The 15,264-nt window shown below is 58.4% G+C and carries 15 protein-coding genes; 9 read left to right on the top strand and 6 right to left on the bottom strand.

Annotation, left to right across the window (positions count from 1 at the left end):
* The first annotated feature begins 7 nt into the window (after window positions 1–7).
* Entirely contained in the window at window positions 8–670 is a 663-nt protein-coding gene (locus ABIQ96_RS23795) for a DedA family protein (RefSeq protein WP_348217152.1), read from the top strand.
* Between the two features lie 12 nt (window positions 671–682).
* On the opposite strand, the gene ABIQ96_RS23790 is transcribed toward ABIQ96_RS23795, so the two are convergent.
* The 6 genes from ABIQ96_RS23790 to ABIQ96_RS23765 all read right to left on the bottom strand — a co-directional run bounded on the left by ABIQ96_RS23790 (window position 683) and on the right by ABIQ96_RS23765 (window position 5,168).
* The gene (locus ABIQ96_RS23790; protein WP_348217151.1) at window positions 683–1,693 is read right to left on the bottom strand and encodes an NAD(P)H-dependent glycerol-3-phosphate dehydrogenase; all 1,011 of its coding nucleotides are present in this window, start codon (window positions 1,691–1,693) and stop codon (window positions 683–685) included.
* The gene (plsY, locus tag ABIQ96_RS23785; RefSeq protein ID WP_348217150.1) at window positions 1,686–2,426 is read right to left on the bottom strand and encodes a glycerol-3-phosphate 1-O-acyltransferase PlsY; all 741 of its coding nucleotides are present in this window, start codon (window positions 2,424–2,426) and stop codon (window positions 1,686–1,688) included. The genes ABIQ96_RS23790 and plsY overlap by 8 nt, the downstream gene beginning before the upstream one ends.
* Window positions 2,427–2,447: 21 nt before the next feature.
* Entirely contained in the window at window positions 2,448–3,038 is a 591-nt protein-coding gene (locus ABIQ96_RS23780; protein ID WP_348217192.1) for a peptidylprolyl isomerase, read from the bottom strand.
* Window positions 3,039–3,148: 110 nt separating this feature from the next.
* Window positions 3,149–3,988 carry a metal ABC transporter permease gene (locus ABIQ96_RS23775; protein WP_348217149.1) on the bottom strand — a complete coding sequence of 280 codons (840 nt, stop codon included), beginning with the start codon at window positions 3,986–3,988 and terminating at the stop codon, window positions 3,149–3,151.
* 2 nt (window positions 3,989–3,990) lie between these two features.
* The gene (locus ABIQ96_RS23770; protein ID WP_348217148.1) at window positions 3,991–4,740 is read right to left on the bottom strand and encodes a metal ABC transporter ATP-binding protein; all 750 of its coding nucleotides are present in this window, start codon (window positions 4,738–4,740) and stop codon (window positions 3,991–3,993) included.
* The gene (locus tag ABIQ96_RS23765) at window positions 4,737–5,168 is read right to left on the bottom strand and encodes a hypothetical protein (RefSeq protein WP_348217147.1); all 432 of its coding nucleotides are present in this window, start codon (window positions 5,166–5,168) and stop codon (window positions 4,737–4,739) included. The genes ABIQ96_RS23770 and ABIQ96_RS23765 overlap by 4 nt, the downstream gene beginning before the upstream one ends.
* Window positions 5,169–5,361: 193 nt before the next feature.
* Here ABIQ96_RS23765 and ABIQ96_RS23760 point away from each other — a divergent pair, with 193 nt between their 5' ends.
* The 8 genes from ABIQ96_RS23760 to ABIQ96_RS23725 all read left to right on the top strand — a co-directional run bounded on the left by ABIQ96_RS23760 (window position 5,362) and on the right by ABIQ96_RS23725 (window position 15,248).
* Window positions 5,362–6,351, top strand: coding sequence for a COX15/CtaA family protein (locus ABIQ96_RS23760; protein WP_348217146.1), 990 nt, complete (start codon window positions 5,362–5,364; stop codon window positions 6,349–6,351).
* Between the two features lie 43 nt (window positions 6,352–6,394).
* On the top strand, window positions 6,395–6,703 hold the full coding sequence (locus tag ABIQ96_RS23755) for a hypothetical protein (RefSeq protein WP_348217145.1): 309 nt from the start codon (window positions 6,395–6,397) through the stop codon (window positions 6,701–6,703).
* A 192-nt stretch (window positions 6,704–6,895) separates the two neighbouring features.
* Entirely contained in the window at window positions 6,896–7,594 is a 699-nt protein-coding gene (locus ABIQ96_RS23750) for a cytochrome c3 family protein (RefSeq protein ID WP_348217144.1), read from the top strand.
* A 48-nt stretch (window positions 7,595–7,642) separates the two neighbouring features.
* Entirely contained in the window at window positions 7,643–11,032 is a 3,390-nt protein-coding gene (locus ABIQ96_RS23745) for a TAT-variant-translocated molybdopterin oxidoreductase (RefSeq protein WP_348217143.1), read from the top strand.
* A gap of 127 nt (window positions 11,033–11,159) precedes the next feature.
* Entirely contained in the window at window positions 11,160–12,635 is a 1,476-nt protein-coding gene (nrfD, locus tag ABIQ96_RS23740; protein WP_348217142.1) for an NrfD/PsrC family molybdoenzyme membrane anchor subunit, read from the top strand.
* A gap of 30 nt (window positions 12,636–12,665) precedes the next feature.
* Window positions 12,666–13,220, top strand: coding sequence for a DUF3341 domain-containing protein (locus tag ABIQ96_RS23735; protein ID WP_348217141.1), 555 nt, complete (start codon window positions 12,666–12,668; stop codon window positions 13,218–13,220).
* A 41-nt stretch (window positions 13,221–13,261) separates the two neighbouring features.
* Window positions 13,262–13,915, top strand: a complete 654-nt coding sequence (locus ABIQ96_RS23730) for a c-type cytochrome (protein ID WP_348217140.1) — start codon at window positions 13,262–13,264, stop codon at window positions 13,913–13,915.
* A 22-nt stretch (window positions 13,916–13,937) separates the two neighbouring features.
* Window positions 13,938–15,248, top strand: coding sequence for a hypothetical protein (locus ABIQ96_RS23725; protein ID WP_348217139.1), 1,311 nt, complete (start codon window positions 13,938–13,940; stop codon window positions 15,246–15,248).
* Window positions 15,249–15,264: the final 16 nt, after the last annotated feature.

Below are 15,264 nucleotides of genomic sequence, written 5' to 3'. Positions count from 1 at the left end.
GCCCGACATGATGCAGTCATTGATCGAAACTTGGTTCAGTTGGGTTCACAACTGGGGATATGGCGGAGTGGTGCTTTTGATGGCGATGGAAAGCTCGATTTTCCCGGTTCCTAGCGAGTTGGTGATTCCTCCGGCTGCGATTCTCGCCGCGCAGGGTGGCAGCATGACTTTGCCCGGAGTGATTCTGGCGGGAACCTTCGGCTCTTGGTTGGGGGCGGCGATCACTTATTGGACCGCGCTGCTCGTCGGGCGTCCGGTGATCATGCGATTCGGGAAATTTTTCCTGATGCCCCCGGCGAAGGTCGAGCGGGCCGAGCGGTTCATGCACCGCTACGAAGGCGGCGGAATTTTCTTCGCGCGCTTGCTGCCGGTCATCCGACATTTGATTTCGATTCCGGCGGGCATCATCCGCATGGGCTTTTTGAAATTCAGTGCCCTGACCATCGTCGGTTCGGCAATCTGGTGCTGGGTGCTCGCTGTCCTCGGACAAAAAGTAGGCAACAAACTGGAACCCGCCCAGATGGAGGCTTTGAAAAAGGGAAGCGGTGTCGATCTAACCAGTCTTATCCACGCGGTGAAATACGAAGCGCTGTGGATCATTGCCGCCGTGGCGGTGGTCTGCGTCCTGTATTTCGTGGCGATGCGTCTGACGGATCACAAGAAGGCGTGATGCCCGGCTTCTCTAACTGTGCTCCGGCCGCGGATCGCGGGTGAGAAGTTCCTTCATCGCGAGCGGCGCGGATTTGCCTTCGTAGAGGATGCAGTAAACCGCGTCGATGATGGGAGTGCGCACTCCGACCCGGCGTGCCGCTTCGTGGATGGAAAGGGTATTGGGAACGCCCTCCGCGACCATGCCGAGAGCAGCGACGGCTTGTTCCAGAGTTTCACCACGGCCCAAGGCCAGACCCACGCGATGATTCCGCGAGTGCTCGGAAAAGCAGGTGACAATGAGGTCGCCCACGCCGGAGAGACCGGAAAAGGTTTCGATCCTGCCACCGAGGGCGACACCGAGACGGGTCATTTCTGCGAGAGCCCGGGTGACCAGCGCAGCGACGGCATTGTCGCCGAGTCCGAGCCCGTGGGCCATGCCGGCGGCGATCGCATAAACGTTTTTCACTGCTCCGCCGAACTCGATGCCGGGCAGGTCATCGCTGGTGTAGGAGCGGAAATTGGGGAACATGAAAAGCTCCTGAAGGCGGATGGCTAGATCGTGGTCATCGGAGCCAATGACTGCGCAAGTGGCCATTCCCGCGGCGATTTCCTCTGCATGGTTGGGACCTGATAGAACTGCGATTGGATTTGCTGGGAAAACTTCGCGCAGGACTTCGCTCATGCGGTCGCCGGTGCTCTTTTCGATTCCCTTGGCGCAGGAAACTAAAATTGCGCTATCAGGCAATCCCGCGGCGCGGAGAACTTCCGCCATCTGCCGGGTGGCGGATGTGGGCACCGCGAAAATGATGAGGGGATGCAATAGGGCATCTTCCGGATTCGTGCTGGCCCGGACATTTTCGTCGAGCGATACCTTGCTGAGATAGTGGGGATTCTGATGGGAGCTGTTGATGGAGGCGGCGGTTTCCGCGTCGCGTCCGATGATCCGCACGGACTCCAGTTTGGGAGCCAGCAATTTGGCCATCGCCATGCCGAACGAGCCGGAGCCGATGATGGCGGCGGAGCGGAAGTTGGATTCAGACATCGGCCGTTTTGGATTTGCGGGTGAAGCGGTTTTCCGTGCCCGCGAGAAGGCGCTCGATGTTGGAGCGGTGTTTCCAAATCGCGAGGACCGCGATGACGAGGCTGAAGACGAACAGCGGTTTGTTCCAAGTGCCCGCTTCCCAGAGCGTCGGCAACGATTTGTCGTTTTGCAAATGATGGAATCTCGCGCCGATGTGGGTGATGAGCGGCAGCGCTGCCGCGGCGACAATACTGGCTAGGGAAACGTAGCGGCTGGCCGCAAAAACGACCAACCAGACGATGATCAACAACGCGATGCCTGCGGGCATCAGAGCCAGCAGCACTCCGGCCGACGTGGCGATGCCCTTGCCGCCTTTGAATCCGACCCACGGCGAGTAGTTGTGACCGAGTACGGCGGCCAGCGCGGTTAGAACATGGATTAGCTGACCCTTGAACTGCTCCGCGGCGGGAAGCACGAGGGCGAAGTGATCAAGCGCCGCAAAGTGCAGCGCATTCCCTTTGCCTGCGATCTGTACCAGGTTGATGGCTACCACCACTGGGATGAATCCCTTGAGCGCGTCCAGCAGAAGACAGGTGATGCCGTATTTTTTTCCAACGACGCGCAGCACGTTGGTCGCGCCGATGTTGCCCGATCCATGGTCGCGGATGTTGATCCCTTTCGCCCTGGCAATGAGCAGGCCGAAAGGGATGGATCCGAGCAGGAAGGCGAACAGCGGGCAGAGCCAGAGTTGCATGCGGTCGTTGTTAGGAACGCGTCACTCGGCGGTGGCGGATAGGATCACGACTTTTTCCACGGGCACATCCTCCGATGGCATGGTCAATTTCTCGCCGGTGGTGGGATGCTTCATGGTGAGAGGAGCGGTGGCGGTTTCAACAGCCTTGATTTTGTCCACGACGTCCATGCCTTCGATGACTTTTCCGAAAACGGCATAACCGCCGCCGCTCGGGTAATCGAGCATCGCGTTGTCCTTCACGTTGATGAAAAACTGCGCGGTGGCGCTGTTAGGGTCGCTGGTGCGGGCCATCGCGATGGTGCCGCGCAAGTTCTTGAGGCCGTTCTTGCCTTCATTGACGATGCCCTTGCCCACATCCTTTTCGACAAGGTCCTTGCCCTCGACGGCGAATCCGCCGCCCTGGATCATGAAGTCGCCGATGACGCGGTGGAACACCGTGCCGTCGAAGTGTTTCTTTTTCACATAACCGAGGAAGTTTTCCACGGTGACCGGGGCCTTTTCCGCATTCAGTTCGAGGACAATCACGCCCTTGCTGGTTTTCAAGCTGACTTTCGGAGCTTTGGCGGTGGCGGTTGCTGCGGGTTTTTCCGCTTCCTTGGCTGGTTCGCACATGGCGACGGCTGGAAACAGGACGAGGGAAATGAGGGCGAGTCTGCGTTTCATCGGGCAAATCTCTAGGCGATGGATCGGCGGAGCGCAAGTGCCTGTTGAAGACCCGCCGATCAATGCCGTTTCGGTGCCAGCAGCCCGTATTTCGGGCTGAAAAGATAGGCCGCCACGAACAACAGTCCGAGCACGATCACGATCGCCGGTCCGGGCGCGATTCCGAATTTGCCTGAAATCAAAACAGCCACCACCGACCCGATTCCGCCGATCAATCCGCCGCCCCAGAACAGCGCCGAGGTTCGGTCGGTGAGCAGTGAAACCGTCGCCGCCGGAGTGACTAACAGGCCGACGGAAAGCACGCAGCCCACTGCTTGCAACGACGAGACCAGAGCCAGCACCAGCAGCCCGAAAATGAGATATTGGATGAAACGGACCGGCACTCCCTGCGCCGCCGCCACGTTCGGCTCGAACAGCGTCAGCAAAATCGGCCGCATCAGCAGATTCGTGATCAACAATGTGAAGGCGCCGATGCCGAAGGCGATCCAGATGTCCGCATTGCCCACGGCGATGATATCTCCGAACAGCCAATGCTCCAGCTCCTGGCGGGTGTCGAGTTTCGGTAAAAGCGCGATCCCCGCGGCGAAAGCTGCCGTGTAGAGCACCGCCAATGCGGTGCCTTGGCTCACCCGGTTTCCGCGAGCCACCGCCACCGAGCCGAGTCCGACTAACAGCGCGGCAAACATCGCCCCGAGAAACGCATTCCACTGGCTCAGCGCGCCGGTTAGGAAAATCGCCAGCGCGATCCCCGGCAGCATCGTGTGTGAAAGCGCGGAAACCGAAAGGGCGTCCCGACGAAGCACCACGAAGCCGCTGAAGAAACCGTTGGCGAATCCGATGAAGCCGGCCGTTGCCAGCGCCCGCTGATAGAACGGATTGGTGAGGAGATCGAGATCCATGATCATGCGGTGGCGAAAGTCCGGCCGAGCAATTCCGGGGTGAGAACTTCTTCGACGGGGCCGAAGGCGAGCGGGCGTGTCGCCAGCACCAGCGCTTCGTCAAATAGCAGATGAACCGTGTTCAGGTCGTGATGAGAAGCAATCACCAGTCGTCCTTCGTGAGATAGCTTGTTCAGCAGGTCGCCAAGGAGCTGCGAGGCGTTGCGATCGAGCCCGGTGAATGGTTCATCCAGCAAAAGCACGTGGGCCTCCTGCGCCAGCGCGCGGGCGAGGAAGGCCCGTTGCTGCTGGCCGCCGGAAAGCTCGCGGATCTGGCGGTGCTGCAAGCCGGTTAGAGCCAGCGCTTCGAGCGCCGAATCAACTGCTGCCATATCGTCGGTGGAAAATTTCCGCCACCAGCCGGTCTGCGGGTAACGGCCCATTTCCACCAGCCCGCGAACGGTGATCGGAAACGACCAGTCCACTTCCTCGCGCTGCGGCAGATAGGCGAACTCCCGCGACCACTTGTTCACGGCGGTGCCGCGCCAGCGGATTGTGCCGCTGTCGCGCGGGACGAGTCCGGCGATCGCCTTGAGCAGCGTGCTTTTTCCCGCGCCGTTAGGTCCTATCAGCGCCACGCGGTTGCCGCAGGAGGTTGCGAGCGAGACGTTTTCCAACGCCAGCACGCGGCGGTAGCTCACCGTCAGGTTCTCGATCACGAGTTCATGATGATGTCCGTGGTGGGCGCAGCAATCGTGGTGGGCTTCGCTCATTTTTTCGCAGGGAAGGGGAGTTCCAGAAAGTCGTCGATGTCGCCATCCGCATCGAAGACATGGGTGACGGTTTCCTGACCCGGCGCTTCCAGAATCAGTTTGGCGAAACGGTGTTCACCCGCAGCCGCTGGATTTTTCCAGCGGACGACCAACGCCACATGGGGATTCGCCGCTTCCAGTTCCAACGTTCCGGTAATCGGTGTTTCAGCAGCAGGGCGAATGACCTTGCCAGTATCGATTTCCACCGCCGCAGCCGGAGCCGACAGGATCAAACGAAAAGGAACGTGCATCGCTGCCGCCACCGGCTTTTCAGGAATGGCGACCGGATTCGCAACGACTCGGGCCGAAGTCACACGTTGCAACCCCACCGCCGTCGCCGCCAAGGCAATGGCAAGAAGGATGAATCTCAGAACAGGCGAACCGCGCACGGCGGGAACTTGCCGCCCGTCTTGTGAAAATGCAAGAAACTTGCAGATGCCTGTCAGGGTCGGTTTGTTTACCGTGTGAGGGAGCTTTGTGACTTTGTTGGGTCGCGTTGTTCGTAGAGCCCCTCTCGGAAATAAACAGGAATGGATTTTCTCTGGAAATCCCCGGTGTCGTGGACATGGTCCGCGCATGGGGATGACGCGCTTTCAAAAACTGGCGACCGGGGCATTGATTTCGGTGCTGGTGTTGATGTTTGTGGGAGCGGTGGTGCGGGTGACGGGGGCGGGGATGGGGTGCCCGGATTGGCCGACTTGCTGGGGGTGTTTGATCCCGCCGACGAAGGTGGAGCAGGTGGATTTTTCCAAACTTCCGATTGAGAAATTCCAGCGCAAGGCGGAGCGGATGGGGCGGGATCCGAAGACCATCACACGGGAATCCCTGCGCGAGGAATTCAACCCGCGGTATGTTTGGACGGAGTTCCTGAACCGGATGACGAGCTTGCCGGTGGGCTTTTTCTCGGTGGCCATGTTCATCGCGGGGTTTTGGCAGCGATCGAAGCGGCCGTTGGTTTTCTGGATGGCGTTCGCATCGCTGATCACCGTGCTGGTGAATGCTTGGATGGGCGCGCGGGTGGTTTACAGCGGGCTGGCTTCGGGGGACATCACGCTGCATCTGGCGCTGGCGATGAGTCTGTTGGGGATGCTGGCTTATTGCGCGTGGCGGGGCACGGACAATCCGTGGCGGGTCGCGATGAATGGGGCTTCATTGGCAAGGCTGCGGATGTTGGTGACGGTGCTTTTGTTAGTCGTGGTGGCGGAGGGAATTCTGGGATCCCAAGTGCGTGAAATGACCGATCATCTGGCGAAAATCCACGGCAACGCCGCCCGCGAAACCTGGGCGCTGGAGTTGGAGGGATCGTGGAAATATCTGGTTCACCGCAGTTTTTCCTGGGTGGTGTTAGGGCTGACGTGTTCGGCGTGGCTGATGGCCCGGCGGCATCGCGTCGGGGGAACGGGGCGGGTAGAGAAGGTCGTGCTGGGAATCGTGCTCTCGCAGATGATTCTCGGGGTGGTGATGGCGCAGGTTCACATCTATTCGTGGGTGCAGGTGCTTCACGTCGGTCTCGCGGCGATTCTACTGACTTTTATCTGGCTGTGGCGCTTCGGGCTTTCCCGCGAGGCTTGATTTTCAGGCTTCTCAAAAGCGAGTGGATTCCCAAGATCGTGACATGGCTGAACTTGAAGCGAATTCCGTGATTATCCTGCTGTCGGCCTGTGTCGGGCTGCTGATTCTGGCCCTACTCTTGATTTTTAGGATTTCCTCGCGGGTTCATCGGATTGAAAGCCTGCTGAGCCAGAATATCAGCCGGAGTGAGCCGGGTGATGACACTCCGTCCGTGGCAGAAACGTCAGCCGGCGGGGCTTTTGAAGCATTTCTCAATGAGGATCCGAGCCGAAGGAGCCTGACAAAGGGCGAACAATTCAGTGCTTATCGCCAGTGGCGGCATGAAAAGGGCATGAATTGGTCGAACTCGTGAATGGCGTTTCGCGATTTGCCGCGGGTTCACGGGGGATGCTTACAAAATCTGTCACATTTTCTTTTTTCGCTTTGCATCAAGCGGGTTGGTTTGCATCCTCCGCCCCGTCCGCAACTTCCTTGGAAAATTTCGGAAACAAGCTTGTGAAAAATTTCACAAGCTCCATTCTCTCAGCACTGCAACGCGCTTCTCATGGCAAATATTTTTCCTCGCTGGTCCAATCTACTGCCTCTTAAAATTGCTGTCTGCGCGGGCACCGCAGCCGCGGGAGTGGCACTTGCATTCACCTACTACGCGACTCCCAAGGCGCTGGTGACGGGCTACCAGCCGGCGCAACCGATCCCGTTTTCGCATAAAATCCACGTCGATCAGGTCGGCCTCGACTGCCGCTATTGCCACTCGTTCGTCGATGTTTCCGGGCATTCCAACGTGCCGACGGGCAGCACCTGTTGGAACTGCCACCAGCACGTGCAGCGTGAAAGCCCGAAACTGGCCCCGCTTCACCGGTCGATGGACACGACGTATGCCGGTTACGACGGGAAGCCAATCGAGTGGGTGCGGGTTCACAAAGCGCCTGACTACGTTTATTTCAACCACTCCGCGCACGTCAATCGCGGCATTTCCTGCCAAAGCTGTCACGGCAACGTGAACAAGATGGAAGTGATCTTCCAAGCCAACTCGCTGTCGATGGGCTGGTGCCTCGATTGCCACCGCGCTCCCGAGAAAAACCTTCGTCCGTTGGAGGAAGTTTACAATTTCAACTACAACGCGGAGACCTACATCTCCAACAACCCGCAGTTGGGCGTGACAACGACCGAAGCACTCGGTCTCAAGCTCAAGGAGGAGTTCATGGTGAAGCCGAAGGAAACCTGCACCACCTGCCACCGTTGATTCCCGCATCGTCCGTTTTTCCAATTTTCACCATTTCCGCAGTCTAACATGAGCAAACGCATTTTGCATCACCCCGAGGTTCCCGCCGGCGAAACCACCGTCGCCTGGCGCAGTGCGGGTCAGCTTGAAGACACCGCCGATTTCCGCCAATGGCTGGATCGCGAATTCCCACAAGGCGCTGCCGAGATGGCGAACGAGGCGGATGCCGAAACGTCGCGCCGCTCGTTCCTGAAGTTGATGGGCGCGTCCACCGCGCTTGCCGGATTTGGCATGGCTGCCTGCCGCCGCCCTGAAGCCTACATCGTTCCTTATACCAAGGCTCCCGAGTGGGTGATTCCTGGCAAGGCGACTTATTATGCATCCTCCATGCCGCGCGCTCACGGTGCGACTCCGCTGGTGGTGACGACTTTCGAAGGCCGCCCGACGAAGCTTGCGCCTAACAAGCTCCATCCGGATGCCGAAGGAACCGACGCATTCGCCCAGGCATCGGTGCTGGATCTCTATTCTCCTTCCCGCTCTCGGGCATTCCTGAAAGCCGGAAAATCCGCCGGACGTGCGGATTTTGAAGCGGTGGTTTCCGCTCTTGCGAAAGACAAGGCAGCGAAGATCGGATTCCTTTTTGGTGCCGATGACAGCCCGACCCGTGCCCGCCTGACGAAAGAGCTGGGCGCGAAATTTTCCGCCGCGAAATTCTATCAGTATGAAGCGCTGACCGGTGACGCGTCGGCGGTGCTGGGAGACGGTGTTAAGCTCGTCGCCGATTTTTCCAAGGCCGACCGGATCGTGTCGTTGGATTGTGATTTCGCAGGAACCGACTCGCAAGGTCCGGTGACCGCTTTCTTCGACCGCCGCAAGCCCGAGGGGAAATCCTACGAGAATGCGCCGGATGAGAAGGGCATGAACCGCCTCTACTCGGTGGAGGCCGCATTCACTCTAACGGGCGGAATGGCCGATCACCGCCTGCGCGTTTCACCGAGTCAGGTAAACGCCGTCGCCGCGCAGATCGCCCGCGGACTTGGTGTCAAGGATGCCGTCGCAACCGTTTCGCCGGAGTTGTCCGATCCAAATCACGTCGAGTGGGTTGCCGGTCTCGTGAAGGATCTCAAGGAAAACGGCGGCAAATCGCTGGTTCTAGCAGGTTCCCGCCAGTCATTGTCGCTTCATCTTCTCGCCCACGCGATGAATGCCGCGCTTGGCAACATCGGTGAAGGAAAGCCGCTTGCCGCGTTGAAAACCGAGACTGCCGGACTTGGCGATCTCACCAAGCTAACGGCTGATATCAATTCGGGAGCCGTGGAAACGCTCGTCATCCTGACTCCATCGAATCCGATTTACGACGCGCCGTCCGATCTCAAGTTCGCCGACGCGCTGGCCAAGCTCAAGACGAGCATCCATTTCGGGATGCGCACCGATGCGACAGCGCATGCTTCCACTTGGCACGTTCCCGCCGCCCATTACCTTGAGTCCTGGTCGGATGCGCGCAGCGCCCGCGGCACCTACACCGTGGTGCAGCCGATGATCCTGCCGCTTTACAAAGATTGTGTTTCCGAGCTCGAACTCCTCCTCGCGCTGCTTTCCGATGACGGCAAGCTGCTGAACGGCGAAGGCGAAAAGGGTGCTCCGTCCCCGGCCTATGTCGCGGTCCGCGCCACCTTCGGCGCGCTCGGTGGGGCAGGGGATGCTCCTTGGAAAAAGCTTCTTCGCGATGGTTTCCTCGCAGGCTCGACCTATCCGGTTGTTAGCCCATCGCCGCGTGCCGACACTTCCGCTCCGTTGGTGGGCACGGCACCGACCAAGGACTCGCTGGAAGTGATTTTCGCAACCGACTCCTCGGTGTTCGATGGTCGCTGGATCGACAATGGCTGGCTTCAGGAAGCGCCCGATCCGATTTCCAAGCTCACATGGGACAACGTCGCCTTGATCGCACCGAAGACCGCGAAGGAACTCGGTATTTACGATCAAATCATCGCGATCGAAACTTGGAATGCCGCCAGATCTCCCGACGACGAAGGTGAAAACCGCAAGTCGCCGATGATCACCGTTGAAGTCAACGGAGTGTTACTCGATATCCCGGTTCTCGTTTCCTTCGGTCAGGCCGAAAACACGCTCGTGATCCCGCTCGGCTATGGTCAGGGCTTCGACGAACACGACGAACTCAAGCGGGACACGAAAAACAATTCCCACGTCGGCCTCGTCGGTGTGAACCGCGGTTTCAATGCCTATCCGCTCCGCACCTCGGCGACTTCTTATTTCGCCACCGGCGCGACGGTCAAGAAGACCGACAAGCGTTACCACGTCGCGATCACCCAAGAGCACAGCGCGATGTATGGCCGTGCGCTCGCCCGCGAAGTCTCGACTCTAACCGATGACGAGAAGGGCTCGTTCAAGGAGCAGCTGGCGAACGTTGCGAAGCAAGGCAACGACGCCCACGCGCCGCCAACGGTTTCGCTTTACGTGCCGGTCGGTTCCTCGACTTTCCACCCGGGTGCGGACGGCAAGGCGCAGGCCCAGCTCAGTGACCCGCTCCATCAGTGGGGGATGTCGATCGACCTTTCCTCCTGCATGGGTTGCAACTCCTGTCTCGTGGCCTGCCAATCGGAAAACAACATCCCGATCGTCGGCAAGGAACAGGTTGCCCGCGGCCGCGAAATGCACTGGATCCGGATGGACCGCTATTTCGCCACCCAGCAGAAATACATCGATAAGGACGGCAAGGAACAGGAAACGCCTGAATGGGTTAGAGACAATCCGGTTCTCGTTCCCCAACCGGTCGCCTGTGTGCAGTGCGAGTCGGCCCCGTGCGAAACGGTTTGTCCGGTCAACGCCACGGTCCACACCGAAGACGGCCTCAATGCGATGGCCTACAACCGCTGCATCGGCACCCGTTACTGCGCGAACAACTGCCCTTACAAGGCGCGTCGTTTCAACTATTTCGACTACAACAAGCGCAACCCGCTCATTTCCCACAACCTTTACAAAGGTCCGTTCGGCGAGAAGCAGGTTGGCGAGGCCGCCCACCTTCAGAAGAACCCGAACGTCACGGTCCGCATGCGCGGTGTGATGGAAAAGTGCACCTACTGTGTGCAGCGTCTCAAGGACTCGGTGATCCGCCAGAAGGCCGGTCAAAAGCAGGAAGTGCTCGCTTCCGGCAAGCCATCGACCGAAGTGCAGGTCACCACCGCGACCCTCCGCATCCCGGTGGACTCGGTGAAAACCGCCTGTCAGGACGCCTGCCCGGCCAACGCGATCACCTTCGGCAATCTTCTCGATGGAGACAAGTCGGCGATGTTCCGCAGCAAGCACATCGCGCGGAACTACGATCTCCTCAACTACATCGGCACCCGTCCGCGGACCAGCTATCTGGCCCGCGTCAAGAACCCGAATCCTGACATGCCGGACGCCCAATTCATCGGCAAGGCGACCATCCACATGGCGTGAGAGACTCAAGACTTCAAGAAACAAGACTCAAGATCAGATGACGAACCTAGCTCCAGCACCGACGAAGAGATTTCTTAAGTCTTCAAGTCTTGCGTCTTGCGTCTCCATCTAACTTCCTATTCCAACCATGGCTTCCACCACCCATACCGCTCCCGAGACCCACACCGGGGTCAAGCTCCCGGTGCTCGAGCGCGAAAAGCTCATTCTCAGCGGACGTTCCTATCACTGGATCACCGAGCGCATTTGCGGCGTCCTGGAAAACCGGCAACCGTTTCTCTGGTGGCTGCTTTTCATCCCGTCCGCGCTCATCGCCCTGATCGGCGTCGGCGGTGGTTTGACCTATCTCGTTTCCACTGGTGTCGGTGTCTGGGGGATGTCGAACAAGGTGTTCTGGGGCTTTGACATCACGAACTTCGTGTTCTGGATCGGTATCGGTCACGCCGGAACCCTGATTTCCGCGGTGCTTTTCCTAACGAGACAAAACTGGCGGACGTCCATCAACCGAGCGGCGGAAGCGATGACCATCTTCGCCGTGATTTGCGCCGGTATCTTCCCGGCCTTCCACGTCGGACGCGTCTGGTTCGCCTGGTTCCTCGCTCCGGTGCCTAACGCCAATGCGATCTGGCAGAACTTCAAGTCGCCGCTGCTGTGGGACGTGTTCGCGGTTTCCACCTATTTCACCATCTCGCTGATCTTCTGGTATCTCGGCATGGTTCCCGACCTCGCTACCATCCGCGACCGCTGCAAGCCCGGCATTCGCAAGATCCTTTATGGAATCTTCTCCTTGGGCTGGCGCGGCGGCAACCGCCAGTGGAGCCACTATGAAATGGCTTATCTCCTGCTCGCGGCCCTTTCCACCCCGCTGGTGCTCTCGGTTCACTCAGTCGTTTCGTTCGACTTCGCGACTTCGATCGTTCCCGGCTGGCACACCACCATCTTCCCGCCTTACTTCGTTGCCGGAGCCATCTTCGGTGGTTTCGCGATGGTGCTCACCATCATGGTTCCCGCCCGTTTCATCTACGGCCTGCAGGACCTGATCACGATGAAGCACATCGACAACATGGCGAAGATCATCCTGCTGACCGGCACGATCGTCGGCTATGCCTACCTGATGGAGCTGTTCGTCGCCTTCTACACCGGCAGCATCTATGAAATGGACGCCTTCAAGTTCCGGATCGCCGGTCCTTACTGGTGGGCCTACGCGGCGATGATGAGCTGCAACGTGCTTTCCCCACAGATTTTCTGGTTCAAGGCATGCCGCGAGAACCTCTGGGTCATCATGGTCGTCGCGATGTGCGTCAACGTCGGCATGTGGTTCGAGCGTTTCGTCATCATCGTCACCACACTCGCCCGGATGTTGCTTCCAGGCGACTGGAAGACCTACAGCCCAAGCGGTGTGGAAATGATGACCTTTGTCGGAACCATCGGTCTGTTCCTCGCCCTGTTCCTGATGTTCCTGCGCTTCCTGCCCTGCATCAACATCGCCGAAGTGAAGTGGACCCTTCTGGAATCCGATCCTCACTTCGACGACCACCACGACCATCCGGACCACGGCGTCGTCAAGGAAGCCGCCTATCAGAAAGAGCTCGCCTCTTCCAAATAATTCCAACGTCTAACTTTCAACTCCTTTCAAGTGAGCACCACCCGCAAACGCGTTTATGGCTACCTGGCCGAGTTCAAGAGCGCATCCGCTCTTTACAAGGCCGCGGAAAAGATCCGCGACGCCGGCTTCAGGAAATGGGACTGCTATTCCCCTTATCCGATCCACGGCCTCGACGGGGCGATGGGGATGAAGCGTTCGATCCTTCCCTGGTTCGTTTTCTTCGGCGGCCTGACCGGAACCATCACCGCGTTCACCCTCGCCTATACGACCCAGGTTGTTCTCTATCCGACCATCGTGCAGTCGAAGCCGGCGAACATCTTTACCGTGCCGGCGTTCTTCCCGATCATGTTCGAGCTGACGATCCTTTTCTCGGGTTTCACCACTCTGTTCGGACTGCTGGCGTTGATCCAGCTGCCGCGTCTCAACCACCCGTTGTTCGCCAGCCGCCAGTTCCATCGCGCGACGGATGATGGATTCTTCATCGCCATCGAAGCCCGCGACCCGCGATTCAGCCCGAACGGAACCCGCGACCTGCTCGCGGAAATCGGCGGAGCGAATATCGAACTCGTCGAAGAAGAGGACTGAGAAAAATTCCGAAATTTTAAATCTTAAATTCCAAACTTTAGATGCGTTACTTTTTCCTCGCCTACGCGCTCATCGCGTTGCTTGTCGTCGGAGTCTTCGGAGTCCGGGGCCAGCATTTCTCGAAGCCGCCCTATCGGATTTTCCCGGACATGGACGATCAGGACAAGCTGAAGGCCCAGAAGCCGGATGCCTTTTTCCATGACAACCACGGTGCCCGTCTTCCTGTCGCTCAGACCCAGCCACGTGGTTTCAACGAAGACGGTAAACTCGCTGTCGGAGGCATCCCTGAATACGAATTCGGCGGTCAAACGGGTTATTACTACACCGGCCACGTCGGCGACTATTTCGGCACGGGCACTCCCGCCGAACTGGAACTAACCGATGAAGCCGCCGCAGCGGCGTTCATCCATCGCGGCAAGGAACGGTTTGATATTTATTGCTCGGTGTGCCACGGCAAGTCCGGCGACGGGCAGGGTGTCACCAGCCAATATGGCGTTCCCGGCATCGCCAATTTCCATCTCGATAATTTCAAACCGGCGACTTACCCGGATGGTCGGATTTTTGAAACGATCACCAATGGCAAGGGAATGATGGGTGCCTACGGATACAACATCCCGGTCCGGGATCGTTGGGCTATCATCGCCTACGTCCGCACGCTGCAGACCGCCAAAGAGTCGCAAACCAAGGCCAAATAACTTTTTCCTGAATCCTTCCAAAATGGCTCACCACCACGTTACATCCGCAGATATCGCGATCAACGGCGACCACCTCGATGCCTCCAAGGTTTCGACAGTGAAAAGCATTGCCTTGGGCGTGGCCGTCGTCGGCACCGTCATCAGCTTGTATCTCCTCTACATGGGATCGGAAAAAGTCCAGGGGACTTATGCCTATTCATGGCTGTTCGCGTTTTACTTCTATCTGACGCTGTCCATTGGTGGTGTGTTTTGGGTGCTTTTGCACAACGTCTCCAATGCCAGTTGGGGAACCTCGGTACGCCGGGTGTTTGAAAACCTCGGTTCGACTTTCCCATGGATGTTCCTGTTCGGGATCCCGTTGTTCACACCCCATGTTCAACATTTCCTCTACGAATGGATGAACACCCATCGCGGTGCCACCGGACCGGTGAAGGAGTGGCTTCATCATCACGACCATCTTCTCTCTAACAAATTCTGGTTCATGAACATTCCGTTCTGGTATGGCCGCGTGGCGTTCTACGCGATTGTCTTCAGCGCGGTGATCATCGGACTTCGCAAACTTTCAACCGATCAGGACACCGATCCGAATCCTGGAACATGGCGTCTGCTCAAGGCCCGCTATCATTCGAACTATCCGCTGATCATTTTCGCCCTGACCATCACCTTCACCGGTTTCGATTTCGCGATGGGACTCGACTACACGTGGTTTTCCACCATGTGGGGTGTTTATCTCTTCGCGGGGGCCGCGCTCAACTCGATGGCGGTCGGCGTGTTGGTCTGCACCTGGTTGAAAAGCATGGGGCACCTCAAGAATGTCACCGGTCCCGAGCATTTCCACATCATGGGCAAGCTGATGTTCGCCTTCACCACTTTCTGGGCCTACATCTCGTTCTCGCAGTTCTTCCTGATCTGGTATGCGAACATCACCGAGGAAACCAAATACTTCCTCATCCGCAACACCGGCAGTTGGAACACCGCCATGTATTTCCTGGTCTTCGGACACTTCGTGGTGCCTTTCGTGGTCCTGCTGCAGGCGTGGCTGAAGAAAAACCCGAAGTGGCTCTCCATCGTTGCGGTTTACACCCTGTGCATGCATGCCCTCGACCACTATCTGATCATCATCCCGGAGCGTGGTATTTCCCTGGGGAACATCGATCACAAGGTCTTCGGTGACATTATACCTGCGATCCCCGGTGCTTTCTGGGGTGACATCCTCGCCTTCGTTACTATCGGTGCCGGATTCGTGTTCTTCCTGATCCGCGCTCTCGGCCAGCACTCGCTCTATCCGAACCGCGATCCCCGCATCCTCGAATCCGCGAACGTTTCCAACTGATCTTTCTTTTCCTTCC

Source organism: Luteolibacter sp., assembly GCF_039920825.1.
GTDB lineage: Bacteria > Verrucomicrobiota > Verrucomicrobiia > Verrucomicrobiales > Akkermansiaceae > Luteolibacter.
Note: the sequence above shows the minus strand (reverse complement) of the source record. Positions and strands in the feature narration are given on the sequence as shown.

Bases quoted from the DNA above. Each gene is read 5' to 3' on its own strand.
- ABIQ96_RS23730 (WP_348217140.1), top strand. From the start codon at position 13,262: ATGCGTTACTTTTTCCTCGCCTACGCGCTCATCGCGTTGCTTGTCGTC.
- plsY (WP_348217150.1), bottom strand. From the start codon at position 2,426: ATGCAACTCTGGCTCTGCCCGCTGTTCGCCTTCCTGCTCGGATCCATC.
- ABIQ96_RS23745 (WP_348217143.1), top strand. From the start codon at position 7,643: ATGAGCAAACGCATTTTGCATCACCCCGAGGTTCCCGCCGGCGAAACC.
- ABIQ96_RS23750 (WP_348217144.1), top strand. From the start codon at position 6,896: ATGGCAAATATTTTTCCTCGCTGGTCCAATCTACTGCCTCTTAAAATT.
- ABIQ96_RS23755 (WP_348217145.1), top strand. From the start codon at position 6,395: ATGGCTGAACTTGAAGCGAATTCCGTGATTATCCTGCTGTCGGCCTGT.
- ABIQ96_RS23775 (WP_348217149.1), bottom strand. From the start codon at position 3,988: ATGGATCTCGATCTCCTCACCAATCCGTTCTATCAGCGGGCGCTGGCA.
- ABIQ96_RS23780 (WP_348217192.1), bottom strand. From the start codon at position 3,038: ATGTGCGAACCAGCCAAGGAAGCGGAAAAACCCGCAGCAACCGCCACC.
- ABIQ96_RS23795 (WP_348217152.1), top strand. From the start codon at position 8: ATGATGCAGTCATTGATCGAAACTTGGTTCAGTTGGGTTCACAACTGG.
- ABIQ96_RS23770 (WP_348217148.1), bottom strand. From the start codon at position 4,740: ATGAGCGAAGCCCACCACGATTGCTGCGCCCACCACGGACATCATCAT.
- ABIQ96_RS23790 (WP_348217151.1), bottom strand. From the start codon at position 1,693: ATGTCTGAATCCAACTTCCGCTCCGCCGCCATCATCGGCTCCGGCTCG.
- ABIQ96_RS23725 (WP_348217139.1), top strand. From the start codon at position 13,938: ATGGCTCACCACCACGTTACATCCGCAGATATCGCGATCAACGGCGAC.
- nrfD (WP_348217142.1), top strand. From the start codon at position 11,160: ATGGCTTCCACCACCCATACCGCTCCCGAGACCCACACCGGGGTCAAG.
- ABIQ96_RS23760 (WP_348217146.1), top strand. From the start codon at position 5,362: ATGACGCGCTTTCAAAAACTGGCGACCGGGGCATTGATTTCGGTGCTG.